The 24,928-nt window shown below is 44.0% G+C and carries 24 protein-coding genes; 8 read left to right on the top strand and 16 right to left on the bottom strand.

The annotated features are described in order from the left end of the window. On the bottom strand, positions 1-247 hold a 247-nt coding region (locus F6K57_RS04635; protein WP_293065234.1), incomplete at its 3' end, for a tetratricopeptide repeat protein. A gap of 190 nt (positions 248-437) precedes the next feature. Between F6K57_RS04635 and F6K57_RS04630 the strand changes: the two genes are divergently transcribed. Then, positions 438-1,544 (top strand): hypothetical protein, encoded by a 1,107-nt coding sequence (locus F6K57_RS04630; protein WP_293065231.1) that lies wholly within the window; start codon positions 438-440, stop codon positions 1,542-1,544. A 75-nt stretch (positions 1,545-1,619) separates the two neighbouring features. Here F6K57_RS04630 and F6K57_RS04625 read toward each other — a convergent pair whose 3' ends face one another. Together F6K57_RS04625 and F6K57_RS04620 are read right to left on the bottom strand one after the other, a co-directional pair. Next, positions 1,620-1,850: a hypothetical protein gene (locus F6K57_RS04625; RefSeq protein ID WP_293065228.1), complete on the bottom strand. Its 231-nt coding sequence runs from the start codon at positions 1,848-1,850 to the stop codon at positions 1,620-1,622. A 121-nt stretch (positions 1,851-1,971) separates the two neighbouring features. Further along, complete coding sequence (locus F6K57_RS04620) at positions 1,972-2,118, bottom strand: hypothetical protein (RefSeq protein ID WP_293019546.1); 147 nt, start codon at positions 2,116-2,118, stop codon at positions 1,972-1,974. Positions 2,119-2,141: 23 nt separating this feature from the next. Between F6K57_RS04620 and F6K57_RS04615 the strand changes: the two genes are divergently transcribed. Next, on the top strand, positions 2,142-2,420 hold the full coding sequence (locus tag F6K57_RS04615; RefSeq protein ID WP_293065225.1) for a hypothetical protein: 279 nt from the start codon (positions 2,142-2,144) through the stop codon (positions 2,418-2,420). Between the two features lie 177 nt (positions 2,421-2,597). Further along, positions 2,598-4,772, top strand: coding sequence for an ABC transporter substrate-binding protein (locus F6K57_RS04610; protein WP_293065222.1), 2,175 nt, complete (start codon positions 2,598-2,600; stop codon positions 4,770-4,772). A gap of 64 nt (positions 4,773-4,836) precedes the next feature. On the opposite strand, the gene F6K57_RS04605 is transcribed toward F6K57_RS04610, so the two are convergent. The 6 genes from F6K57_RS04605 to cofG all read right to left on the bottom strand — a co-directional run bounded on the left by F6K57_RS04605 (position 4,837) and on the right by cofG (position 9,300). Then, positions 4,837-5,103 (bottom strand): tetratricopeptide repeat protein, encoded by a 267-nt coding sequence (locus F6K57_RS04605; protein WP_293019540.1) that lies wholly within the window; start codon positions 5,101-5,103, stop codon positions 4,837-4,839. Positions 5,104-5,300: 197 nt separating this feature from the next. After that, positions 5,301-5,981: a 2OG-Fe(II) oxygenase family protein gene (locus F6K57_RS04600; protein ID WP_293065219.1), complete on the bottom strand. Its 681-nt coding sequence runs from the start codon at positions 5,979-5,981 to the stop codon at positions 5,301-5,303. 57 nt (positions 5,982-6,038) lie between these two features. After that, positions 6,039-7,229 carry an LL-diaminopimelate aminotransferase gene (locus F6K57_RS04595; protein ID WP_293065216.1) on the bottom strand — a complete coding sequence of 397 codons (1,191 nt, stop codon included), beginning with the start codon at positions 7,227-7,229 and terminating at the stop codon, positions 6,039-6,041. Positions 7,230-7,364: 135 nt separating this feature from the next. Then, entirely contained in the window at positions 7,365-7,889 is a 525-nt protein-coding gene (locus F6K57_RS04590) for an SET domain-containing methyltransferase (protein WP_293065213.1), read from the bottom strand. 213 nt (positions 7,890-8,102) lie between these two features. Further along, positions 8,103-8,258 (bottom strand): hypothetical protein, encoded by a 156-nt coding sequence (locus tag F6K57_RS04585; protein WP_293065210.1) that lies wholly within the window; start codon positions 8,256-8,258, stop codon positions 8,103-8,105. 43 nt (positions 8,259-8,301) lie between these two features. Then, positions 8,302-9,300, bottom strand: a complete 999-nt coding sequence (cofG, locus tag F6K57_RS04580; RefSeq protein WP_293065208.1) for a 7,8-didemethyl-8-hydroxy-5-deazariboflavin synthase subunit CofG — start codon at positions 9,298-9,300, stop codon at positions 8,302-8,304. A 79-nt stretch (positions 9,301-9,379) separates the two neighbouring features. On the opposite strand from cofG, the gene F6K57_RS04575 reads away from it, so the two are divergent. Continuing rightward, positions 9,380-9,517, top strand: coding sequence for a hypothetical protein (locus F6K57_RS04575; RefSeq protein ID WP_293065206.1), 138 nt, complete (start codon positions 9,380-9,382; stop codon positions 9,515-9,517). On the opposite strand, the gene F6K57_RS04570 is transcribed toward F6K57_RS04575, so the two are convergent. Next, the gene (locus F6K57_RS04570; RefSeq protein WP_293065205.1) at positions 9,514-10,239 is read right to left on the bottom strand and encodes a helix-turn-helix transcriptional regulator; all 726 of its coding nucleotides are present in this window, start codon (positions 10,237-10,239) and stop codon (positions 9,514-9,516) included. The genes F6K57_RS04575 and F6K57_RS04570 overlap by 4 nt on opposite strands. A 615-nt stretch (positions 10,240-10,854) precedes the next feature. On the opposite strand from F6K57_RS04570, the gene F6K57_RS04565 reads away from it, so the two are divergent. Then, complete coding sequence (locus tag F6K57_RS04565; protein ID WP_293065203.1) at positions 10,855-11,088, top strand: hypothetical protein; 234 nt, start codon at positions 10,855-10,857, stop codon at positions 11,086-11,088. Between the two features lie 465 nt (positions 11,089-11,553). Then, on the top strand, positions 11,554-12,633 hold the full coding sequence (psbA, locus tag F6K57_RS04560) for a photosystem II q(b) protein (RefSeq protein ID WP_293065201.1): 1,080 nt from the start codon (positions 11,554-11,556) through the stop codon (positions 12,631-12,633). Between the two features lie 12 nt (positions 12,634-12,645). Here the strand turns inward: psbA and F6K57_RS04555 are convergent, their stop codons facing one another. Continuing rightward, the gene (locus tag F6K57_RS04555) at positions 12,646-12,849 is read right to left on the bottom strand and encodes a hypothetical protein (RefSeq protein ID WP_293065198.1); all 204 of its coding nucleotides are present in this window, start codon (positions 12,847-12,849) and stop codon (positions 12,646-12,648) included. A gap of 294 nt (positions 12,850-13,143) precedes the next feature. Between F6K57_RS04555 and F6K57_RS04550 the strand changes: the two genes are divergently transcribed. After that, positions 13,144-13,401, top strand: coding sequence for a hypothetical protein (locus F6K57_RS04550; RefSeq protein WP_293065195.1), 258 nt, complete (start codon positions 13,144-13,146; stop codon positions 13,399-13,401). 212 nt (positions 13,402-13,613) lie between these two features. On the opposite strand, the gene F6K57_RS04545 is transcribed toward F6K57_RS04550, so the two are convergent. The 5 genes from F6K57_RS04545 to F6K57_RS04525 are packed head-to-tail and all read right to left on the bottom strand — an operon-like array spanning position 13,614 to position 20,901. Then, positions 13,614-13,967: a four helix bundle protein gene (locus F6K57_RS04545; RefSeq protein WP_293065193.1), complete on the bottom strand. Its 354-nt coding sequence runs from the start codon at positions 13,965-13,967 to the stop codon at positions 13,614-13,616. 51 nt (positions 13,968-14,018) lie between these two features. Beyond that, a complete protein-coding gene (locus F6K57_RS04540; RefSeq protein WP_293019525.1) occupies positions 14,019-16,991 on the bottom strand; it encodes an SAV_2336 N-terminal domain-related protein in 2,973 nt (990 codons plus the stop codon). 12 nt (positions 16,992-17,003) lie between these two features. Beyond that, positions 17,004-18,101, bottom strand: a complete 1,098-nt coding sequence (locus F6K57_RS04535) for a MoxR family ATPase (protein ID WP_293065191.1) — start codon at positions 18,099-18,101, stop codon at positions 17,004-17,006. Position 18,102: 1 nt separating this feature from the next. Beyond that, the gene (locus F6K57_RS04530) at positions 18,103-20,034 is read right to left on the bottom strand and encodes a caspase family protein (RefSeq protein ID WP_293065190.1); all 1,932 of its coding nucleotides are present in this window, start codon (positions 20,032-20,034) and stop codon (positions 18,103-18,105) included. A 12-nt stretch (positions 20,035-20,046) separates the two neighbouring features. Then, positions 20,047-20,901: a hypothetical protein gene (locus F6K57_RS04525; RefSeq protein WP_293021947.1), complete on the bottom strand. Its 855-nt coding sequence runs from the start codon at positions 20,899-20,901 to the stop codon at positions 20,047-20,049. Between the two features lie 890 nt (positions 20,902-21,791). On the opposite strand from F6K57_RS04525, the gene F6K57_RS04520 reads away from it, so the two are divergent. Continuing rightward, on the top strand, positions 21,792-24,701 hold the full coding sequence (locus F6K57_RS04520; RefSeq protein ID WP_293021948.1) for a glycerol-3-phosphate acyltransferase: 2,910 nt from the start codon (positions 21,792-21,794) through the stop codon (positions 24,699-24,701). Positions 24,702-24,928 lie beyond the last annotated feature (227 nt).

Raw genomic sequence — 24,928 nt, 5'->3', positions numbered from 1 at the left:
TTTTAGCTGCCCATTCCTGTATCTGGGGGTCAGGGTGTTCCCTCAGGTGTTGGCAAAGTGCGATCGCTTTTTCTGGCTGACCATGCTTAGGATAAGCCTGCACTAGGGATTGAGAGGCTTCCGTCACAATGGAGTCATCCAACTCCATCTCACAGACACCTTCTAAGTGTGCGATCGCATCCTGGTAATTGCCCTGTTTCAGAGCTTCTAGACCAGCTGCCAGAGTTGGATTAGGAATAGATGCCATGAGGTTTCTAGTAGTTTGTCCCTATCTTCCTCTAAGATACCCTTGGGCTAAGGATTTGATCTCGCCTCAGTTCGATGTAATGAATTCACGGGTGTTGAGGAGGAGGCACGATCCAGAATTCAGTAATAAATAATATAGGGCTAGATAAGTTAACCCGATTTATCCCATTTAATTTTAAGGACATCATGCCATGACTTCAGAAAATCCAATTCCGCCACAGTTAGGTGATATGCCAAACCCAGAAATTCAGTCCACGGATAAAAATCCGTCTAGTGAAGCACTAGTGCAAGAAGGTGTTAACCGCATCGTCACCGAGATTGTTGATTCAGCGCTAGCACGGATTAGCGACCAGCAAGAGCGGCAACTAGTGCGCCATGGTATTGCTGATATCCTCGGTAACACACTCCAGGAGTTAGTTGAAGAAAAACTGAATCAGCAGCAGTCTCAGATATCCATGGTTGGAGGCATGGCTATCGGTGATGCTGTTAATACCGGTATTAATGCCGCCAAGCAAGTACAAGACCTAGGCTTTGTGGAGTTTACTGCTGGCTTAATTAACGGCACTTTCGATGCTATTATCGCTGCGACAATCAGACAGATCGAAGCCTATGCTGAGCTGGTTGCTAACCTAGCTAAAACCCTCAAGCAGTTCGAGGCTGAGAATGTCTCTGATGCGGAGATTAACGCACACCTTAATGAAAACTACCCGGATGGAAATGGCGGCACTGTTGTACGCCCGAGCTATAAATTTCCAAACACACCTAGAGACCCAAAAACAGGGAATCCTGGCAAGGCTGGTGTTACTAAGTTACAGGAGGTAGCAAGAGCATTAGAAGCAGAAACGGCCAACCTGGAAAAACCCCTTAAACTCACTATCACACCAGAGCAGAAGAATGCTTTCACAGATGTTCAAGTCCAACTAATTCGTCGGAAACTCTCTGAGTCACTGGCACAAAGCTTGATTGATCATCTCCGGGAGATGGCAAGGCAGGGTATGGCACGGATTGTGATCACCGATGGTGAAATCTTTTCTAAACTTACCTTTAACGTTACTGCTACCGAAACAGAAACTAGACGAAAAAGCGAGTACGACCGTTTACAAGCTGGCGCTTCTATCCGAGCCAGTGCTAGGTGGGGATGGGGTCGCGCTTCTGTTGGAGCGAACTTCAACAAACTAAAAGTCAAAGCAACCAATGAAAGTTCATTTGATAACGTCACCATGAGTACTGAAATCATTGGTCAGGTTAAAATTCGCTTCCGCACCGAGACCTTCCCAATAGTAGAATCGAACGGATAACTTGATCATCTGTAAGCATTCAGCAATCAGCGATCAGCGATCAGCTATCAGCTAATACGCTACGGGCACGCTACTTTAAGGGCGTTGCTGAATCTTCGAATGAATATTCCTAGAGTGGGCATCCTGCCCGCCCCACAAGAATGAATATTCGTAGAGTGGGCATCCTGCCCGCTCCACAAGAATTAATATTCGTAGAGTGGGCATCCTGCCCGCCCGAAAATAAGCATGAAACTGGCAAGATGCCAGTTCCACGCCTGATGCCCATTCCACGGCAAGATGCCCATTCCACCTCACTCTTAAAATCATTCCATTATTAAGCAACGCCACTTTAAGTCCTATCAGCCAAAGGCTGACGGCTGACAGCTGACGGCTGAGTGCTTAGGATTTTTATTAAGGGTAATTATCCGTAAATTATATCTAGCAGTGCTCACATTACTGTTCTAATAGTAATAAGGTACACAAGATTTTGTTCCAATTCCCGATTCCCGATTCCCGATTCCCGATTCCCGATTCCTAATTCCCGATTCCCGATTCCCGACTCCCGATTCCCTGCTCCCTTATTAAGTAACCTCAATCATCCCCTATCTATCATTACCTATGGCTGACATCACACTAGGCAATTTAATTGCCCTGCTCCTTCAAGAAGTATCTGGCACCCTCGACCAGACAAGTTCTGACAGCGCAGCAGGAACGAATTTACAGGTTACGGATGTTTATTTTGATATTCCAGCCCATTTATACCTACAAACCGATGGGCAATTTTTAAATCAAGAGGAAACCACATCACGAGTAATGATTAGTTTACCTTCAACCCTAGAAACTCCCCCTGTCGGTAAACTAGGTCGGATCCGCATGACTATCGCTCCTGAAAACTAACTATAGCGCTACGGGCAAGGCAATAGGCAATAGGAACCCACCCCTAACCCCTCCCAGGAGGGGAAACAGATCTAGAGTTTTATTGTCTAATAAAAAAAGACCATACAGGTTTAAATATCAAATACAAACGCGCTGATAAGACTACTATTCCGAAGTTTAATTTGCTTGTAAACTACTATGACTAATGAGGAATCATTAACAGCCAGCAACGATAATACAAAAAGTAATACAAAAAACAATACAAACAGCGATAAAGACGAAAACACGGAATGGCAGCTAGCGGAGATGGTTGATGCGATCGCTGCTGAAATTGACCGTGCTGAAGATACCCTTTCTTTGAAATCTTATGCCCGTGGCAAGTCGATGGCGATTAAACAGCTTAAACTGGATATAGAAGTTAAGCTGCGCCGTACCTCTGACGGGAAAATCTTATTTCGGACTACAGACCCTGGAGAAAATAGCGCTACTATTATCAAACTGGATTTTGCCCAAGTCCTAGAAAGCCAGTTACAAGGAGTGCGTAAGCAACTTGATCAACCCATCAGCACTAGGCCCCTGGCTACCCTACCTGGTATTACCGAGGCTGAGATAAAACAATTAAATGGGATTGGGATTTACTCAGTTAATGACCTTGAAGGCTACACCCAAACAGCAGCAATGGTAGCTGAACTCAGCCGCAAAACTGGAATTGCTGATTCACGGATTCGGATATGGCGACAGCTACCGTTCTTGAGTGAGGTCAAGCCAGCAAAAGGACTACCGGGAAGTCAGGTTGTGATTGAGGGAGATAATTTTGGCGATCGCGACCCTAATGCCGCAGTTTTGTTCCAAGGTCAACCAGCACAGATTCTGGAGTGGAGCAAGTCCCGTTTAATAGTTACCATGCCCGAAGTAACTGGCTCTGGTGTCTTGTTTGTGGTTATCGATGGTCAAACCACTAATCTGCTGTCTTGGGAAGCAATCAGCGTTGATTTACGAGTGCGCAATATTACTATCATACCAGATCAACCATCAGCAGGAGAGCTGATTACCATTGAAGCTGATCTAATCAATCAAGGGAATAGTTCTTCTGATGCCTTCGAGGTACAGTGGACAGTGGATAACAAGCCCCAGCCAATCCAATCCCATGGTCCCTTGCAGCCCAATCAGCGATCGCAAGACAGCAGTATCCGTCGCCAGCTCAGACTCGAAGCTGGCTCCCACACCATCCGCTTCACTGCTGATCCCAACCACAAGCATTTAGACCTCAACCGAGCTAACAGCACCTTTACCAGACAGATTGAGGTTAAAGGTCTAAACCAACTAACCATTGCTGATTTTCGTGAGATCAATACCCTTGACCCATTAGTGAACATCAACTACCCTTCAGCGGATATAAACTACGGTCCAGGGGATGTGTTGAGCCTAGTCTTCCGTGGTTTGGGTCGTCTTGATCCAAAAAGAGGGGCTTTCGTGCCGGATATTGCCACTCGTTGGTGGTGGAGTGAAAATAAGGACAAGAATACTCGACTAATTTCTTTCCAGCTGTCTGAAAATGTGAGTTTCCATGACGGAAAACAGCTTACTACAGCTGATGTGGAGTTTACCTATCAGGTATATATTAAAAAACTTAACTCAAGCCCAAATACGCGGGTAATAAACATAATCAGAGGTATCAATGTCGTTAATGATCGGATAATCAGCTTTGAAGTACTGTGGCCTTTTCTCAAAGAAGAGGAACGCAAAGACGATAATTCTGATCAAGTTGATATTGATAAGGATGATACCATTACGCCCATTGACCGGGATCAGATTCAGTCTAGGCAGAACATTGATCAGATTGAGTCTGATCAGATTGAGCCTATCGAAATCGTTGACCAATCACGCCCCCGCCCCATTGACATTGTTGAGTCTCAACTACCACGCTACATTGCCTCTGTGATGACTATCGGTATAGTACCGCGCCACGCTTACAATCAAAAAAGTTTTCAGCTGAAGCCCATTGGCAGTGGACCTTTCCAGGTTGAGACATTTGACTCAGGCAAAGAAATTGTACTGAATGCCTTTCCCAACTATGTAAAAGGTTCGCCACGATTGGATCGTATTGTTATTTCTGTCCTAGGGCAGCTTGATGTAGTCACAGAGGTGGTAAGTAGTAACAAGTATAGTGCGGCAGTGCTACCATATACTGAGAAACTCCATAGCCAGTTCAAGAACAGGAAAAATTGGACTGTAATCCCAATTCCCCTCAAAAAACCAGAGCTACTTCACCTACAATCTTCTAGTCTTCAGGAGCGATTACCCAAGGATTTCGATACTAATTGGAATGCCCATCTTTGGTACTTTTCTAATGCCGTCGCTGATGGGGAATAGTCAAAATAACCAAAATGTTTTTGCCCACCCTACAATCTTGAACGCACTGCGCGAGACATTTTGTTCAATTCAGCTCAGCCTCGATTTTAGCTGCCCATTCCTGTATCTGGGGGTCAGGGTGTTCCCTCAGGTGTTGGCAAAGTGCGATCGCTTTTTCTGGCTGACCATGCTTAGGATAAGCCTGCACTAGGGATTGAGAGGCTTCCGTCACAATGGAGTCATCCAACTCCATCTCACAGACACCTTCTAAGTGTGCGATCGCATCCTGGTAATTGCCCTGTTTCAGAGCTTCTAGACCAGCTGCCAGAGTTGGATTAGGAATAGATGCCATGAGGTTTCTAGTAGTTTGTCCCTATCTTCCTCTAAGATACCCTTGGGCTACAGATTTGATCTCAACATACCTCGCAGCATTAGGGAATTCCGTAAACAAAATACCAATTAAAGCAGGGTGGGCAAAGTTCTTTTATCTATAAAACAAAAAAAAAACAAAATGTTTTTGCCCACCCTACATGCTGATCGCTGTTTTGACTAGACCGGGATTAAATTACCCCAAAATAATGCTTTCGAGGAATCATATCCTCGAACCCGATGAATGTTTGCTTTAATTGCTTCCTTAGTTAAATCCTGCAAAAGCGTGCCTGCCTGAACCATCAGGTAACCTTCCCGATCTGGAATAGAAAACCAGCCATACTCTTGTTTGTAGCCTTCAAACCCTGCAATCGAAATTATAATCGTAATTAAGGATCTATCCTTATGAGGTGCAATCGAAATCTCTTCGGAATCGACCTTTTTGATGTATTTCATATACTCTTCTTCTCGATCGTAAATATACAACCCATAGTTTTCTTGTTGTGAAAATTCTTTTAAAAATTCTTCCGGGTATCCTAAAGCACGAGAGATGATGTCCAGTAGCTGGTTAAAAAAATCAAAGTATTGCTCTGTCGTTGTACTTTCTCCCACTTCAAATCGGCTATAAGTTCCATGAAAAACCGAACCTTCACCGGTGTAGGCATCTTCTCCGTAATACACCTCAACTGAATCCTGGAGATTTTCTAGATCTTGATCTATTCTGACTCTAGCTTCAATCGGATCCTTAACATAAAAAAAACCAAACTGATTCAGGTAATCTCTTACTTTATCGATGAGGTTTGCTTCTGTTCCATCCAATTCATCAATTATCGGATATCGCTCGAGTTCAATAACAGTCATAATTCAACTCCTTATTTTTGTTATTTTCCAGATCGAAAAGGCGCGGTTGCTGATCCATCACAAATTTTTGACAGCCGCTTCAATCTCCTCTCTCGGTCCTAATGCCACCAAACGCAAGTATCCTTCTCCACAATCCCCAAACACGGAACCAGGGACGCCCACAATCCCGGTCGATTGCAACATTTTTTGAAAAAACTGCCAGGATGACAAGCCTTGGGGTGCCTTGACCCAAACAAAAGGACTATCAATGCCACCAAAGCACGTTAGCCCCGTTGCTGCCAAACCCTGTCGGAGCAAGCGAGCATTTTTCAGGTAATACTGTACCACTTCTTGACATTCCTGTTGCCCTGCTGGGGATAAAGCAGCGATCGCTCCGTGCTGGGCAACATTAGCCGTACCCCAAAACTTAACAGCATGGCGGAGCCGCCACAAATCATTTAATTCTCCTGGCACTGTATTTTTAATGGTTAGCCCTTGAGGAATAACGCACCACCCCACCCTCAAACCGGTGAAATTTGCCCATTTGGAAAAACTGCCAATTTCAATGGCGCATTCTTTGGCCCCTTCGATTTCATAAATACTCTGGGGTATGTTTGGGGTCGTAATAAATGGGCTGTAAACAGCATCGAAAATAATTACAGCTTGGTGACTTCTGGCATAGTCCACAAAAGCTTGGAGCTGTTCGGGAGTAGCAACCGCTCCCGTGGGGTTATTGGGAAAGCACAGATAAATCAGATCTACTTTTTCATCCGGAAGCTTGGGCACAAAATTATTGTCCTCGCGACAGGGCAAGTTTACCAATGGACGACCTGCCACTAAGGTTCCTTCCACAAAAGAGGGGTAAGTGGGGTTTTGTACTGCTACTGTATTATCTGGAGCAAACAGTTCTTGAATATTGACCGAAACCGATTGAGCGCCATCGCTGATAAAAACTTCGGACGGATCGATGTCCATTTTTTTCTGGTAATAGTCGGCACAAACTGCCGATCTCAGGGCTGGATTTCCGGTAATATCTTCATAACCCGTATAAGTTTGGCGATCGCCCAAGCGATTTGCTGCCTCTACTAAAGCCTGCACCACTGTAGGTGGCAAAGGCTGAGTAGTGTCACCAAAAGCCATCATAAATAGTTGTTGTTGTGGATGGCTTGCTCGATAGGCTTCAACCTTACCCCAAACTTGGTTAAAAACGATTTCGGTATAGGTTTTTCCTCCACTTAACTGACTCAGAGATAAATTTTTAGTGGCCATCTTGAATCGGAATGGATAACAGATGAGTGACTATCGCCTTGGTAGCATCTGCACCAAGAGCTTTAGCATTTTTTTCTGTTGAAGGCTCAATCGCCCTTAACACTAAGGATTTATGGCTTATAGCGATTATTGGATTTATGAGGTAAAATTATCAACCTCAAAGTCCCCCTTTTTAGATGCTGCTGGCGAAATTGCTAGCTTTTGCTCTATGTACTCCGAAAGTTGATAGTTTTTCAAAACCTCTAGGGGTAAGTGGGCAGCACCTTGAATGTATTCCAGGCAATTTTCACTTCCACACATACAATCAAATCCCCGATCCATAGACCATTCCGTTGATGGATAAAAGAATGTGAATTCTTCTCCTATTTCTATTTTTCGGAGTGCCCTAACCACCATATTTTTAGTATCGAAGCAAACATTGGGATCGCAACTATGATTTATGTATTGCAAAAACTCGGGGTCGAGCATAATATGTTGGTGATCGCTAATTTGGACGCTTAAATAGTTGGGGCGATCGAGGACTTCTTTAGGCCCAAAATTATGGATGAACTGTCCGGGCATAAACTCGGCGGTGGCATGTAGGGATTTGCTCCCAGTTGTGGGACACTCGCGGATTTCAGCAAAATCTTTTACTTTTGTTATTTGTACAGTAACCTGCATTTAAATTCAAGTCTCCGATAACTACAATCTCTAGTTTACTTTTTTGGATGGGCCTTACTTCTTGTTACCATATTTTATACAATTTTGCGATCTTATCGACCCTAAGCTTTGATAAGCTTAGCTCTGATTGGTAAAAACTTAACTGGATTATTTATGGTTACTGCCAGTTTATTATACACCCTAATATACCGTATATATGGTCAATGGACAAGGTTAAATAAAATTTAACCAATCCACTTTTTGCTTATAATATCTGAAAATTTGCCCCGAGATATTATACTGCAAAAGTTGAATATATGGCTGGCATGCCAACCTAATTGCTCCCTTGGAAACCACACCAGTTGCAAATTTAACTCCCCATCTTCCCATCTGCTCACAGCTCCGACACTTCCCTGTTCAACAGGTCTACCAATTACCCATTACCAATCCGCCATCTCTCCACTACCCGTCGCAATCTCGGAGGTAACCAACTGTCATACTTAGGATAAACTGGTAAACGCGCTACTAACTTCCATCCAGCTGGTTCGATAAGTTCTTGCAATCGATAACTATGGGGATGAGGATAATCGGGATTGACCTCATCCTTGGGACTAATTCCGCCTAAATCCCTTGCGCCAGCATCCAAACACGCTAATAGAGCAGAAGACCGTTGAGGCAATTGAGCAACAGTATCAACTAAATTGGGGGGAATTTGGACAGTAATATCCAAAGGCAAAATCTGACGGGCCTTCCGAATCACCTTTAGCAGCTGATTAATCCCGAAAGACTGACTATGAAACATTTCTGTAGTGCCCTCACTGTAAGGTTGCAGGATCACCTCTTGGATATGACCATACTGACCATGAATTTGTGCGATCGCATTTAAACTTTCCCACCAATCCTCCTCACTCTCACCAATGCCAAACAACAAACCGGTCGTAAAGGGAATCCCCAATTCTCCCGCCCATTGCAACTGTTGTAGTCTAACTTCTGGTATCTTACTGGGAGCATAGCAATGAACGGTTTTGAGCAACTCCGGTGTCAATTGTTCCAACATCAACCCCATAGACACATTCACCTGCTTGAGTGCCGCCATCTCCTCCCAACTCAAGGGTCCAACATTAGTATGGGGCAAAAATCCCAGAGACAAAGCCAGGTCACACAAATCATAAATTCGTTGAAACCAAGCCTTGCGCCGTGAAGACCTAGGATGAACCTCACCACTAAGAATCAGAATTTCACAAACACCCTGAGACTGAAGCAACCTTAACTGATTTTCAGCATCCTCCAGACTCAACCAAGGACTGCTACCGGGTTCACCACGAAAATTGCAGTAGCTACAGCGATTAAAGCATTCATAAGTGGGAACCAAAGTGTAGGCAGGGCTGTAGGTAATGATTTGGGAATCAGATTGGCAATCAGAAACGTTCATAGGAAAAAACACCCGCGCAAGTTAGAAGTCAGAAGTCAGAAGTCAAAAGTAAGCTATGACTAAGTTTCGGAGTTTAGGAATGTCAAACATCTTAATGCGTAGTGCTATATCAATGTTCCCTGTTCCCTGTTCCCTGTTCCCTGTTCCCTATTCCCTATTCCCTGTTCCCTGTTCCCTACTCCCGACTCCCGATTCCCGACTCCCTACTCCCGATTAACTACTAACTAATAACTGTTGTTTAGCATAAATATTTTTCATATGCTTCTTAACAGTATTGGTAGTAATATAAAGCCTATCCGCAATTTCTTTGTAAGACAATTTAGCTTTTTTAAGCAACCAAACTTCAGCTTCCCGGTTAGTCAATCCATATTTTTTAGCATCAGTAATAGCAGCATTGTAGCGAGACTTATGGCGATTTTCTAGAGTGACTAACAGATAAGGCTGTGCTTGATTATCCAAGACTAACCATCTGACCCTAACTCGAAACTTTAAGGAATTATCCGTTTGGATTTCCGACTCAAGAATCATTTTTTGCCCAGAAAACCAATCGCAACTATCAATTAACCCTTCGCACACTCGCCAAATTGACTCAGGGATAGAACTCATCTGTGACTGATATTGACAGAGTTGACGACAAATGCGACGCCCACGTTCATTAGCATGAACCCACTTTCCTTGAGACGTCAGAATCAAGACACCGTCAACAAACCCTTCAAGAATTTCTTCTAGAAGAAATTGAGGGTTCTTCGATTGTAAACTAGTAACCTGATACTTATTTTCTGAATGACTGAGCTGATTGGCGGAAGGCCACGCTACGCGATTGGCGGAAGGCCAAGCTACGGGATTGGCGGAAGGCCACGCTAAGCGATTGGCGGAAGGCCACGCTACGCGATCGAAACCTTTGACTTGCTGGTTAATCTGGGACTCTAAGCTATACATGTTGAATCTCCTTCAATACCCATAACGCATGCGAATTACCCAAGAACTCTATACAGAGATGGCTGAATTGAGTAACTCGTTCTGGCTTACTGATACAGTCATTGTTATAGGCGAACTCCTGTAGCTACAATGAGCAAGCTACAGATTTCTCAAATTCGTTGCATTTGTTTGCAATCAAGGGCAGCCGGGTGAAGGGACCGGGGTGCATCTCATATTTGTAAAAAAGATCGGAAGTGTGGGGCCCGGGCGCCTCTCAAGTTGTGATTTTCCTGGGTTCACACACCGATTGGTAGTCGTTCGCGTAGCGTGGCCTACGGCCAATGATTGGGTTTTTAAGGAGGATTTTCCCTGCCCTGGGAGCATTACTACTTTCAGGTCGATAAGTTACGGGTCTCTCTCCCGGCTCAGCCTGCGGTTTTTCAGCCTGTACTCATACTACTACGTCTTTTCTCTGCCGACAGTAGTAGGGTGGGCAGTGGATCAGACAGATAATCAAGCTTGCAAAGCACTTTGGTAAGCACTGCCCACCCTAGGATTCTTCTTGCTTGCCTGTTCTCTGCCGACAGTAGTAGGGTGGGCAGTGGATCAGACAGATAATCAAGCTTGCAAAGAGCGTTGGTAAGCACTGCCCACCCCAAGATTAATCCTGTGGAATCGGCATCAGGCGTGGAACGGGCATCTTGCCCGTTGTGGAACGGGCATCTTGCCCGTTGTGGAACGGGCATCTTGCCCGTTGTGGAACGGGCATCTTGCCCGTTGTGGAACGGGCATCTTGCCAGTTTCCTGCCCACAGGTCTAACAAACCTAATATATGGTCACGAAAGCGATCGCACCTTTTTTATTAAGTAATGTTAAGTTGTTATAGCAGTCAATCAGACAGATTCAGAAGCTTGTCATAGCGTTGGTAGGCAGTGCCCACCCTAGGATTAATCCCTAGGATTAATCAAAATTTTTCCAGCTCTGAGCAATCATTGACTAAAGCAATCACTGCTATTTTTGTTAAGCAATGTTAAGCTAATATAGCACTGGATCAAACGGATTAACCAAGCTGGCCATATAATGGCCTAAGTCTTGCCCAGTATAGGATTAATACCTTTGATTCATCCCTCGGATTAAGCAAAATGGTGCCAGCTTTCAGTAATCATTAACGAAAGCGATCGCATAGTTTTTCTTAAGTAGAGTTAAGTAGTTTTAAATAAAGTTACGATTAAACCCCGAAAATGTATTTATCTTCAGCATTGTATTAGGATAAATACAGACAGGCGAAACAAGCCTGCTGAACCTAGATAATCAAATAAACGCAATCATCCGAACATGACTACCACATTAAACCAGCGTAACGCTAACGTGTGGGATCGGTTCTGCGATTGGATCACTTCCACCAACAACCGCCTTTATGTAGGCTGGTTCGGTGTACTGATGATCCCTACATTGCTAACCGCTACCATCTGCTTCATCATCGCCTTCATCGCTGCTCCCCCTGTGGACATCGATGGCATCCGTGAGCCTGTTGCTGGCTCCTTGATTTATGGCAACAACATCATCTCTGGTGCTGTTGTTCCTTCTTCTAATGCCATTGGCTTACACTTCTACCCAATCTGGGAAGCAGCTTCCTTAGATGAGTGGCTCTACAATGGTGGTCCTTACCAGCTAATCATCTTCCACTTCCTTGTTGGTATCTTCACCTACATGGGTCGTCAGTGGGAGCTGAGCTACCGTCTAGGCATGCGTCCTTGGATCTGCGTTGCTTACAGCGCTCCCTTGGCTGCTGCTACTTCCGTGTTCCTAATCTACCCCATTGGACAAGGTTCCTTCTCCGATGGTATGCCTTTGGGAATCAGCGGTACCTTCAACTTCATGTTCGTGTTCCAAGCTGAGCACAACATTCTTATGCACCCCTTCCACATGCTGGGTGTAGCTGGCGTATTCGGCGGTTCACTGTTTAGTGCTATGCACGGTTCTTTGGTGACCTCCTCCTTAGTGCGTGAGACCACCGAAACCGAGTCTCAGAACTATGGTTACAAGTTCGGACAAGAGGAAGAAACTTACAACATCGTTGCAGCTCACGGCTACTTCGGTCGTTTGATCTTCCAATATGCGTCCTTCAACAACAGCCGTTCCTTGCACTTCTTCTTAGGTGCTTGGCCTGTAGTAGGCATCTGGTTTACCGCTCTGGGCATCAGCACCATGGCGTTCAACCTAAATGGCTTCAACTTCAACCAAAGTGTTATTGACTCACAAGGTCATGTAATCAGCACTTGGGCTGATGTACTTAACCGCGCTAACCTAGGTTTCGAGGTAATGCACGAGCGTAACGCTCACAACTTCCCTCTAGACCTAGCTGCTGGTGAAGCTACTCCTGTTGCTTTAACTGCTCCAGTTATCAACGGCTAATCTAAATTTGGCTTAATTGGCTGAGTTTGAAAAAAGCGCTCTCCGTTTGGGGGGCGCTTTTTTGTTTTTATGTAACGGGAATCGGGAATCGGGAATCGGGAATCGGGAATCGGGAATCGGGAATCGGGAATCGGGAATCGGGAATCGGGAATAGTGATAATATTTGACTCTGTCAGTTATTAATTTTTTTTGTACTGGTGCAATATCTAATATCAAGTTCAGATAATCAGTTATAAAAAAAATATATAGCGTTTATAGGATTTATGAGGTACGCTTTTCAAGCTCAAAGTCCCCCTTGATAAGGGGGATTTAGGGGGATCCCTTTGTACCTCATGGCATAGCGATGCAGCGCGGTCTTGGGGGTTTCCCCCATGAGCGACTGCATCAAGACAGAGAATTGCTATAGCTTTCTTCTAGTAGGTAATCTCCATCCCCTGTTCCCTGTTCCCTGTTCCCTGTTCCCTATTACCTAATATTTATAACTGTTCAACCGAAAATGATATAAGTTATATGTTTCGCGATCGCTCCCTTCCTATTACTAGCAATACTCTGAAAACATTAATTACAGAGTTAGGCTCAGAATGCCAAACCGTTACCGGATTAATCTATCAGCTTCAGTCACCTCACCTGAGTGCTAGACAACAAGCTGAGATTCTGGCAGAATTGCTGGCTGCTGCAATTCATCTAAATGTTCATTGTGGAGAAGAATTTCAGACGCTAATTGCTCAGGAGATGGAAAAATTACCGGATGATGATGAACAGGAGTAAATCGGGATTTGAAGTCAGAAGTCAGAAGTTTGAAGTCAGAAGTTTGAAGTTGCGTAGGGTGCGTTAGGGGTGCCCTCATTTTCTGCCTCGTAGCCAGGGTTAGGAGAGTGCGCCCCGTAACGCACCACTAGGTCAAACAGCTTTAATGAAGTCAGAAGTTTGAAGTCAGAAGTTTTTATTAAGTCAGAAGTCAGAAGCTTGAAGTTTGAAGTCTATTCTTTGAGTTTTTTGACGGTAGTGACTAAGATTTTAATAATTTCTTCGGTTTCTTGGATTAGTCCTTTGAACTTTTCTAATGATACCAGTTCGGCTTCTATGAGAACCTCTAGCCAGTATTTTGTTTCTCTTGCTTCCTTGAGAGCAATTTCATATTTACTGATAAAATCTCTGCGGGATTGGGCTGACTGAGCTTCACTACAATTCGCTCCGATAGACGTTCCTGATCTTAATAACTGATTCCCTAACATTCTAGGAACTTTAGATTCTTCTAACCAAATGCAAGCTTTGACTATTCTAACCGCAAACTTTTTGGTTCTGTCCTGAATTGAAACTTGTTGATAACTCAAATTATTTCTTCAAACTTCAAACTTCTGACTTCAAACTTCAAACTTCTGACTTCATCCAGTTCTCCCGGACACGCACACTATACGAAAACCAACAACGTCGTTGCGGTCCTCGCGCCTAAAGTTGTTGCCGCGAATCGCAGAACGGCAGTAATCAGGATAGTCAATCCAGGAGCCGCCCCGCAGCCTGGAATAAGGGCTTTTATACTCATTTTTAGCTGAATATGACTGATTTTCAGTCTTGACATTTTCCGGTTCATTATCATCAATCCAAGCACTGCCATCTGTGGGGGCACCTTCGTAGTTATGATGCCAATCATCTAAACACCATTCCCAAACATTCCCGTGCATATCATATAACCCAAAGGGATTCGGAGGAAATTCACCCACAGGGGTGGTTCCCTTGCTTCTTTCTCCTGGTGGTTCATCCCGATAAGGTCTTGAGACGTCGTAATTGGCTAACTTTCCGGTAATCGTCTCTCCAAAGTAGAATGGGGGATAGGATTTTCCAGTATCAAGCTTTAGGGGTTCTCTAACACCTCGACAGGCATATTCCCATTCCGCTTCAGAAGGCAGTCTATACTCCCTTCCTGTTAGCTGAGAAAGGCGGTCACAGAACTCTACTGCTTCATACCAATTTACTGTTTCTACGGGGCGGTTATCCCCTTTAAAGCTTGAGGGGTCTGGATCTAAGTCTCTCTCGACTTTCAAGTCTGTCATTAATGCGATCGCGTTCCATTGGGCTTGGGTTACAGGGTATTTCCCCATAAAGAAGGCTTGGAGTGTGACATTATGTTGAGGTCTTTCATAGTCATAGCTATTTTTTTCGCTTTCAGGGGAACCCATTGTAAACGTTCCTCCAGGGATAGCCACCATTTCCAGTTCGACATTACCGGTTAGGGTTTCGGTGAAGTAAGAGGCGGTGTAGGTTGTTGTTTCGGTAATTTCCCCCTGATGGTTAACAGTCGGGGTTTTAAATGTCCACTGTTGTAATTTCTCTTGATCCTGGTCTAGCTCCTCTTCAAAAACAATGGTGGGAACTTCTGCTTCAAATTCAAAAGGTTCTAAGTTGTCAGTGAGCTCAAGTTTCTCCCGTTTCCGTTTTGCGACTTTTGCCCTGAGTTCTTGTGCTAAATTGGCGTATTCTCCTCCCCAAGTGGTCAGAACTGCTGCTTTGACTTCAGCAAAATAGAGGTCTCGATCCGCAGCAAAACCTGGAACAGAACCGGCTGGGTTGGGAATCAGTGCTGGAAAATCCCGCAGACTACCATAACGGTGCTCTATGAAATCTCCAATTTCCCGCCAAATCTCAGTGGTGCGTTGAACTGGACTATTTCCTAGCAGTAACTCCCGAATTCCCGGACGAAATTCATACCAAGTTTCGGCAACAGTTGCCTGGTCTGGCCCCAAGGAAGACTTTTGGATAAGACCACTAAAAAAAACTTCTGCCAGATGCCAGTGTTCGCTATCGGGTAAAAACCACTGTTGTGCCAAGCGCATCACTGGAGGAATCAGGGGAACAGCAGCCAGAACTTCAGCAAGTTTTCGGGCTTTGGGGCTAGCATTAGCCAAGAATTCTCTCAGTAACTGTTCGGGAGGGCGTTGCTGAATTGAAGTATGAATGCGGGATCGTCTGGTTTTGGTCAAGCCCCCTAAATCCCCCAACTTTGGGGGACTTTCAGAGTTTTGTTCCCCCCAGCGAGGGATTGCTCGCTGGGGGGCTAGGGGGTTGGTCAAGCCCCCTAAATCCCCCAACTTTGGGGGACTTTCAGAGTTTTGTTCCCCCCAGCGAGGGATTGCTCGCTGGGGGGCTAGGGGGTTGGTCAAGCCCCCTAAATCCCCCAACTTTGGGGGACTTTCAGAGTTTTGTTCCCCCCAGAATTGGGGGGCTAGGGGGGCGGAATCATACCCAGAATCAGCAACGCCTTCGGGAATTTCCGCCACTGATTTGGAATTAGTTGTCTCTGTTTCGGGCTTATCCTGTCTAATTAAAACCCCTTGAATCGAATTGCTGCCACTCCCGGTGATAAAATTCGCCCAAGTGCTAAAGTGGTTAACGGATAAATTGAAAATTGGAAATTTATATAACCTAGCCGTTGTACGAAGCCTAGCTCCTACTTGTAACATGGAGTTAGGGGACTCTGCCTGGCGAGCAATTAATGGTCGTTGAATTGCCTGATCTAGACCTGTGCGCTGCCATAGGGTTTGAGGAAAAACATGGGCAATACTAACAGGATGCTGTTCTCCTAATTGTGCTAAAACTTCAAAGGCTTGACCGGAATACCAAGCCTTTCCCAAAGTATCTGTTAAGGCAATAAAGAGTCGATGTCCTCCTGGTGCAATCAGGCTACGAACATTCCGTTCCATACGGTCAACACCTGAAAACAATTGGGGCGTAGGTTCTGTTGTATCGAAGTGCCAAATCCGGACATCCCGGAAAAACCCTTGCCAGCGAAAAAGCGTTGCCACTCCTTCCGCTAAATCTCCCCAAAATGCCATGGAAGGGGAGCAATCAATCAATAAATGTACCTCAAACCATCGCTCTAGGGGAGAACGAAATGCCACCATTGGCAATCCATTGGCTTCGGCTGTTTGTTCAACGGTTGCATCAATATCCAGTTCATTGGCTAGCAGTCCAGAAACACGCTTAGATAAAGGCAACAGTGCCTTACTGATTTCCCTAGGTTTGGGTAAGGGAAAGGGGTCAGGAACACGAATAGGAGAGCTGTAATTATTGGAGGATGATTCGGGTTTTTGAGGGGAAGTCGGGGCATGGTCAGGCTGTTTAAGATTAGCCGCAATGGGTATCTTTTGTTCTGCTTTTTCCCTTCCTGAAGGAGGAATCTTTGGATAATCGTCTGAGAGATTTTCAGTAGATGATTCTGGATCACAATGGTGTACATCCTCTGGTGGTTTGATGTCTTGAGAGGATGGAGGAGCAACAATACGATCTACGTGAGCCGCGCACCAGATCAGCTCTGCCACTTCTCTATCATCTTGCCACCATTGATTTTTTTCACTCACCATTTACCCCTGACCTCACAGTGATTTGAAGATAGTATTCAATACCTCTTTCCGTGTTTCTTCAGTCAAGTCATCTCCTTGTAGTAATAAATAAATGGCATTCAATAATTGATCCGTTGCTAACTTTGTGTCTCTTGCCTTAATCCGTGCCAAAAATTCCTTGATTAATTTCCGAGCTGGCTCATCCAGTTGCTTTAAATGGGTGGCATCAAAGCGGTTTTCTAAAATTTTATAAAAACCCTCTTCTGTATCAGGTTGCTTAAGAGATAACCGTAAACATCGGCGTAGAAAGGCTGGTGGAAACTCCCGTGCTTCATTACTGGTCATCAAGACTAAGGGAAACTCTTGACATTGAATTAATCCTTTGTCAACCGAAATTTTTTCATCACTATCATTGCTGTGACTGCGGTAAGGAAGTACCTTTTGGAAGTCCCTGTTTAAGCGACTCAGTTCTGGAATCTCAAAAAATCCTTCCTCAAATATATGTAAGAGATCATTGGGCATATCAATATCACTCTTATCAATTTCGTCAATTAACAGCACTGCCGGTCTACCGGGTTGAGATTGATGAAATGCCATACCCATTGGTCTTAATCTTAAATAGTTACCAATGTCAGGCTCTTTTATTCTCTCTGTATTACCAACTTGTTGCCTCAGTAAAGACACTTCTTGTAATCGCCCAATGGCATCGTAGGCATAGAGACCATCTTTCAAAGTAGTGCGAGAAACAATTGACCAGCGGTAAGGCCCCGGTAGTCCCAATTCAGCTGCTACTGCATAGGCTAAGGATGTTTTGCCGCTACCGGGATTTCCTTCCATCAGTAAAGGGCGACGTAAACACAATGCAGCATTGACCAATTCTACCGCTTGCTTGCTCGGAACAAACCCCAATGCCTTTGGATTAATCTTTCTTACGATGTCTTGAGTATTTTGTGATTTTGCTTTTTCACGCCATTGCTCAACTGACAGACCAAAGGTGCGCCAAGGGGGTGGCGGTGGCATACGACTCAGATGCTGTTGTTGGTCTTCTGGGGTTGGTAAACTTCCTCTAGTGAGGGTTAAGCCCCGGTAGATGCGACGATCCGGCTGGTCAGATGTTGGGTTCTTTGGCATTTTAGTCCACCACGTTGGTATTCAAGGGTCTACAGCGTTGGGAAGGCTTCGGATATAAATCATCCCAGAGAAGGGTTACCTCCAAACCCTTTTTCTTTTTTCGTAAATCACGTATTTTGTTAGGCCAATCTTGCCATTCTGAGAGGTTTAGATGCTCTCCTTCAATCAGAGGTTGGTTCACGTCCCGACTCCAGACCGCAATGGGTAAAGCTTCCTCAATTCTTTCTAGATCGGAATCTGATGGGTCTGTACCCATATAATAGATATCATCCCCTTCAAATTCCCCAGGGACACTCGGTTCAGTCACAGAATTATTTACATCATTCCATAACCCTTGCTTCTTGACTTCAATCTCATCACGAATCTCAAGAAAATCTGGATCAAAATATCGTTCATAGGAGTTGATAAAAATTGGGTACTCTTCACCGAGGGGTGTTAGGTTTCTCCCTCGCTTAAACCTAATCTTCTCCAATTTTGTTTTGAAATAGTCGAAAGGAAGAAAATACTCAATTGTTAAATTAACTCGTTCCGGTAAACTATAACGAGCCTTACGAATTAAGTTGGGCAAAATCTTTTCAAGATTAGTGTATAAACTCTCACTCTCTTGCTCAGAGACACTTTTTCCACTGTCGCAAGGTTCTAACCGTATCTTTTCTGCAAACCGACCAAGTGGTAAATCCTGACTTTCAAGCCAAAGATTCATACTCAAAAGTAAGGCACCAGAGGCTTGTCCTGTACCATTATCATTATCAACCTCTGGTTCAATCTCAACTTGAAGTCGCAGATTTTCTGTCGTAATCAGTTCTTGAAATTTTAAATCAGCTTTTTTAACAGATTCTTGGATTGTAGAGAGGTTTGCATCTTCTCGATATCTTAGAACTTCCTGTTGCCAATTTTTAATAGTCTTAGCAAGTCTCCTCAATTTGTTATCCTGTTTAGAAAATCTTCGCCGACACCATTCTGCACAAGCCACTAGAGGGCATATTCCTCTTGAAACTGGTTTTTTTCCTAATTCAGTCAGTCTTTTTTCGATTTCTATACAATCCAGAATAAATTCATCGTCTAAGACAAGCTTTTCAATATTTTTATAACTTAAAATAAAAGAGTTTACCTGAAGTAAGCTATCTTCTGGGTGTTTCTTTAATCCAGCAAAAAGTTCCCTAATGAGTTCATCTTGCTTTTCTTCCCATGTTTGTATAGTCTTAGGCAGAATGGGGAAGAATTTAGCAAATTTTTCAGAGCCAGAAGCTGAGTAGGAAGCACGTTGCTCTGAGGAAATAATCTGATTAATTTGGTCAACTATATAATCTAGAGGAATGTATAAATTACCGTAGTTTTTACTTAAATCGTTAAGAACTTGCTCCAAGCCCCTAGAAAATACATCTTCTTTGGCTGTATCTTTGGCACGACAAGCCGCAATCCCATGAACTGCGATACCTGCTCCTCCTACTGATTGGTATTTCTGAACAACTTGTGTAGTAAATTTCGAGACATCACTTATTCCGACCCCAGAATAACAACTATCGATAATATACAGGATTTGTTCAATCTTAACTCCTTCGTTATTCAAAGGACGAACTAAATCTTCTGTTGCCAAGGATGTCTGAGGAAGTTGATTGTAATCAGTCTCTTCCATCAAAAGATAATGTCTATCTCCTTTAAGATCTTCACCATGACCGGAATAGTAAAAGATAACGCGATCGCTCTGACATCGTTCTTCATGCTGAAGCCAGTCTGAAAATTGTTTTATCAACTCATTTTTATTCGGATTTAAACGAAGATTCGTCAAGGCTTCTTCATATCCAAATTTATGAATAAATAAATCAACAACTCTCTGTAAGTCTGTCGGAACACTATCTAAGTTATCTACATCCTGATCGTTGTAGTTGCTTGTTCCACAAGCGATTAAATAATACCTGGGTTTTCCCGCCATATACCTCGTCTACTAATCAATCAAGCCCAACTTAATAGCTTCTCCTGTTTCAGATGCAGTAAAATAGTTACTAGCATTGTGAGCATCAGATCCATTATAAACAAGCTTATCTTCCACTAACCCGTCAAATAAAGGATTTAATTCTTTTTCTAAAGCAACAATATCTCCCGCATCCGCAATGTTGATCCACTGTTTGACACTTCCCGGCCAAGACCCCAAATTAGAGACAGGTGAGGGTTCCAGGCGATCAAAAATCAGCCCTCTTATCCCCAATGGGGAACCTAGAGTCACAAAAACCTCCACTGACCATTCTGGATGTTGGCATAGGGCTTCGTAACAGACAACTGACCCCAGAGAGTGACCAACCAATACACGGGTATCTTGATCTATGGCTTCCACAACGCGATCGCGAATTTTCTGTCTTAACTCTGGTTTATGTAAGTAACCCCCAACTTGCTTCAGAAAAAAGATGACGATTTTTTCAGCAACACCACCAAAAAACCTAGAACCACTTAAGGCATTTAAAGCCTTTTGAACAAGTCTGGGTGTTGCCTTTTCTCTGGATATATCCGCTGGGCCTTTAATATCGTCTTCTACTTTTGCTACTTCTTCCCACCATTCCAGGAGGAGTTCCTTCTCCCAATCCGAGTCAATATCACTGGCGTCATAGTTAGGTATCCCCATTGCTGATTTTGACCGACCTCTGAACAGGTCTCCATAAAAGGCACAGCGAAATTCATGATCGGACTCTAATCTAGCTCCAACACGCTCCAAACCATCTTTGAGGGCTGGTAGCCACTTATCATAAATTGTATTACTACCTCTAAATTCTTGATTAATCCCATGAACACCCACAATCTTAGCCACACCATTACCTACCTATCTGTATAAGGATTTGCTCAAATCCTGTATTATAGCACTACCCATTCAGAGGTGCCGTGCCAAAGCTACCAACTCCTCCAGCAACGTTAGACACGTTGTTGTTATCGGCAAAGTTCTGAAAACTTACCCGATTGGTGTTGGGACGCAATCCACGCACCCACACCTTATAGCACTACCCATTAAGCTTAGGACATTCCTAAACTCAGCAAACCTAGTCCTAGCTTACTTTTGACTTCTGACGCAAGAACCTTGCTGACTTGCCCGTAGCGCTATACCAGTACAGAACTTACGTGGTTAAGTTAATTTTGCCCCCCTAGCCTGCCAATTTTGGGGGGGAAATCAACGTAACCGCGTAAGTCCTGTTCATATTATCAATTTACATTATCAATCGTTAAATAAAAGAAAAGAAAAAACGTTAACCTTACCAAACATCGTAGACTAATTCAAAAGTGTGACTACCGAAGGCAGGATGGGGTTTTACGGGCTGCTGGCATGGGAATCTCATTCACTATGGAAAACGCACTTGAGAACCCCTGTGCAAAAGCTGTGGGGATTAAAGCAACTTAGGGACTAAATCAGGTTAACGCATTGAACCCAAACTATAATTATAACAGGTAATAATATACCTACCAAATGATATAAATACTTTACTCGTATTTTAGTTAAATCAAGCAAATTGTTTAGACAATTTGGCTTGCTTTTGGGTTAGATAATTTTACAAACTACAATTGTGATTACTAGTTGTGATTACTAGTCATCTTTTGATGCCAGTAAGTCCAAATATTTATTATATACTTTTGATATACTTCTTATTTAATTCTTATAAAGTAGTTATAAAGCTCTCTCTATCTCACTAAGTGATTTCCATTAGTCCCATGACACTAACCCAGATTTTAGGGTTCTTGCTCATTTTTACCGTCTGTCCTATCTTAGGTGGACTACCTCTGATTGCCTGGATTACCTATGTACTGACAAGGCATAACCTAGCCCAGGTAGGTACTGGTAATATATCAGTTTCAGCCGCCTTTTACCACGGAGGAAATCTGGTTGGTGTCTTGGCAGTACTTTCAGAGGCAGCAAAAGGAATTGCAGCAGTCTTACTAGCTCGTCACTTCTTTCCCAGTGAATCAGCCTGGGAATTGATCGCTCTAATCATGTTGGTGTTAGGTCGTTACTGGATAGGCAAAGGTGCAGGGACGACCAATGTCACTTGGGGAGTATTATGGCATGACCCCATTCTCGCATTGCTAGTATTTTTGATTGGAGGGATTAGCTTTACCATTTTCCGCAATCCCAAACATGGCAAACGGGTGATTTTAGTATTGTTTCCCGTGATTCTGGCTTTATTGCATCCCCAGGATTACTCCAGAATTGTAATTGCCACCAGCTTGAGTCTATTATTAGCTTGGATTTATCAAAAAATTCCCGATGACTTAGACCTTCCCAGTGGGGAAGCTCAAGCAGAATCAAAGAAAGTGTTTCATTTTTTCCAAGGCGATAGTGCCGTAATTTCTCTGGACACCAAACTAGACCCTAAAAAAGTTGGGCAAAAAGCTGCCACCCTATCCCAGCTGAAGCGTTCTGGTTACTCAGTACCTGTCGGCTGGGTACTACCTCCAGGGGATGATCCAGAACCTTTGCTCAAATACCTACCCGTTTCTGAATCTGAACCCCTGGTTGTGCGTTCTTCCGCAGTAGGAGAAGATTCAGCCCAGGCTTCAGCAGCAGGGCAGTATCAAAGCATCTTGCAGGTGACCAGCTCAGCCGCACTACTCGATGCCATTAATCGAGTTTTAGAGTCTTATCGTAATCCAGTAGCTGCACAATACCGTCGCGATCAGCAACTGCCAGATACAGCTATGGCTGTGCTAATTCAAAAACAAGTCAAGGGGGTTTTTTCTGGGGTTGCTTTCAGTCGTGACCCTATTTCCCAACAGGGAGAAGCTGTAGTGGTCGAAGCCCTACCTGGATATGCTACACAAGTTGTATCGGGTAAAGTAACACCAGAGCAGTACCAAGTTTATTTCCAGAAGTCAGGGAAGCAAGAGGATTCAGCAGAAACTTTGCCCTCCTCACGGATTGAGGGCAGTGGTGATGTCCCTCCAGCTTTAATCAAACAAGTGGCGCTTTTGGCACGTCGGTTAGAAAACTATTACCAGGGTCTTCCCCAAGATATTGAGTGGAGTTATGACGGTCAAACCCTTTGGTTACTGCAAGCACGACCTATAACTACTCTACAACCAACCTGGACTCGTAAAATTGCTGCGGAAGTAATTCCAGGAGTAATCCGAACCCTAACTTGGTCGATTAATCGTCCCCTAACCTGCGGTGTTTGGGGAGAGATTTTTACCATAGTGCTGGGGAAGCGAGCTAAAGGAATGGATTTCAAGGAAACTGCCACCCTGCACTATTCCCATGCTTACTTCAATGTAACTCTGTTGGGGAAAATTTTTCGGCGTATGGGTCTACCCCCAGAAAGTCTGGAATTTCTGACTAGGGGAGCTAAGTTTTCCAAACCACCGATAAATACCACTATAAAAAACCTACCTGGTTTACTACGATTGCTCGGTCGGGAATGGCGTTTAGACCAAGACTTTGAAGCGGATTACCAAACCCACTTTCTGCCGCTATTGAATCAGCTTTCAGCAAGAACCCAGTCGGAATTATCTCCAGTACAACTCCTAGAACGCATCGACAGTATTCTGAAGGTGTTGAAACGAGCCACCTACTATAGTATTCTTGCTCCCCTTAGTATGTCCTTGCGGCAGGCAGTACTCAAGATTGATGACAAAGAACTAGATAACAGCAAAACTCCAGAGGTCGATAGTATGCGAGCCTTGGCTAAGATCGCAGCAGATGCTCGCCATTTATTAAGTCACGAACAGATTATCTATGACAGTGGAGCCTCTCTGTTTGCCACCCTAGTAGAAATCCCAGATGGTTCTAGCATTTTAGAGCAGTTTGACCGCTTTCTTGAGGGCTATGGTTACCTTAGCGAAGTGGCAACCGATGTAGCAATTCCCCGCTGGCAAGAAGACCCCCGATCGGTCAGGAAGCTGTTCGCTGAGTTTCTAGCTCATCCACTCCCCCAATCTCCAAAACCTAGAGGGCAAAACTGGAAAGCTGAAGTGGTACAAGCACGGCTGAATCTCAAAGGTCGAGTGACCCAAGTCTACTCTAAGCTGATGGCTCACCTACGCTGGAGCTTCTTGGCTCTAGAGGCACGCTGGCTGCTGTCAGGTTTACTAGTTGAACCAGGGGACATTTTTTTCTTGGAGTTACCCGAAATTCGCTCTCTAGTAGGTAGTGATAACCAGGAACTCAGACAACAGCTTCCAGAAATTGTGCAACAACGGCGCACTAAATTTGAACAGGATGCTCAGCTGACTACGGTACCTTTCCTGGTTTATGGCAATAATCCTCCCTTACCCGCTGACCCCAAATCTTTAGCTGGGTCTGAGCAACGACTGCTACAAGGCATTGGTGCCAGTTCGGGACTTGTAGAGGGTTTGGTAAAAGTAGTGAAAAGCTTGCAAAGTGATATCACTATTGACCAGCAAAGCATTGTAGTTGTACCCTACACCGATTCCGGTTGGGCACCATTACTCGCTCGTGCTGGTGGCTTAATTTCTGAAGTAGGGGGACGTCTGTCCCATGGTGCCATTGTAGCCCGAGAGTATGGTATCCCAGCCGTAATGGATATTAATCATGCTACTGATATATTACGAGATGGTCAACGGGTCAGGATTGATGGTCAGTTGGGGACAGTTGAGGTATTGGACTAGTATAGTAAAGGGAACAGGGAATAGGGAATAGGGAGTAGGGAGTAGGGAGTAGGGAATATGGCATCAAAAATTATCACAATTCATTGAGGATTTCTATACTGCTTTGCCCAATTCAAAATTCAAAATTCAAAAAATTATAGTCATTTACCGATAAATGAATTATAAAAATTCGGCTCTACCGAACTTGCTATGTAAAACTTTTAAAAAATAATTAGTCTAATCCTTAT

It is taken from the genome of Moorena sp. SIO4A5 (assembly GCF_010672005.1).
Classification (GTDB): domain Bacteria; phylum Cyanobacteriota; class Cyanobacteriia; order Cyanobacteriales; family Coleofasciculaceae; genus Moorena.
This window is presented reverse-complemented; position numbering and strand designations above follow the sequence as displayed.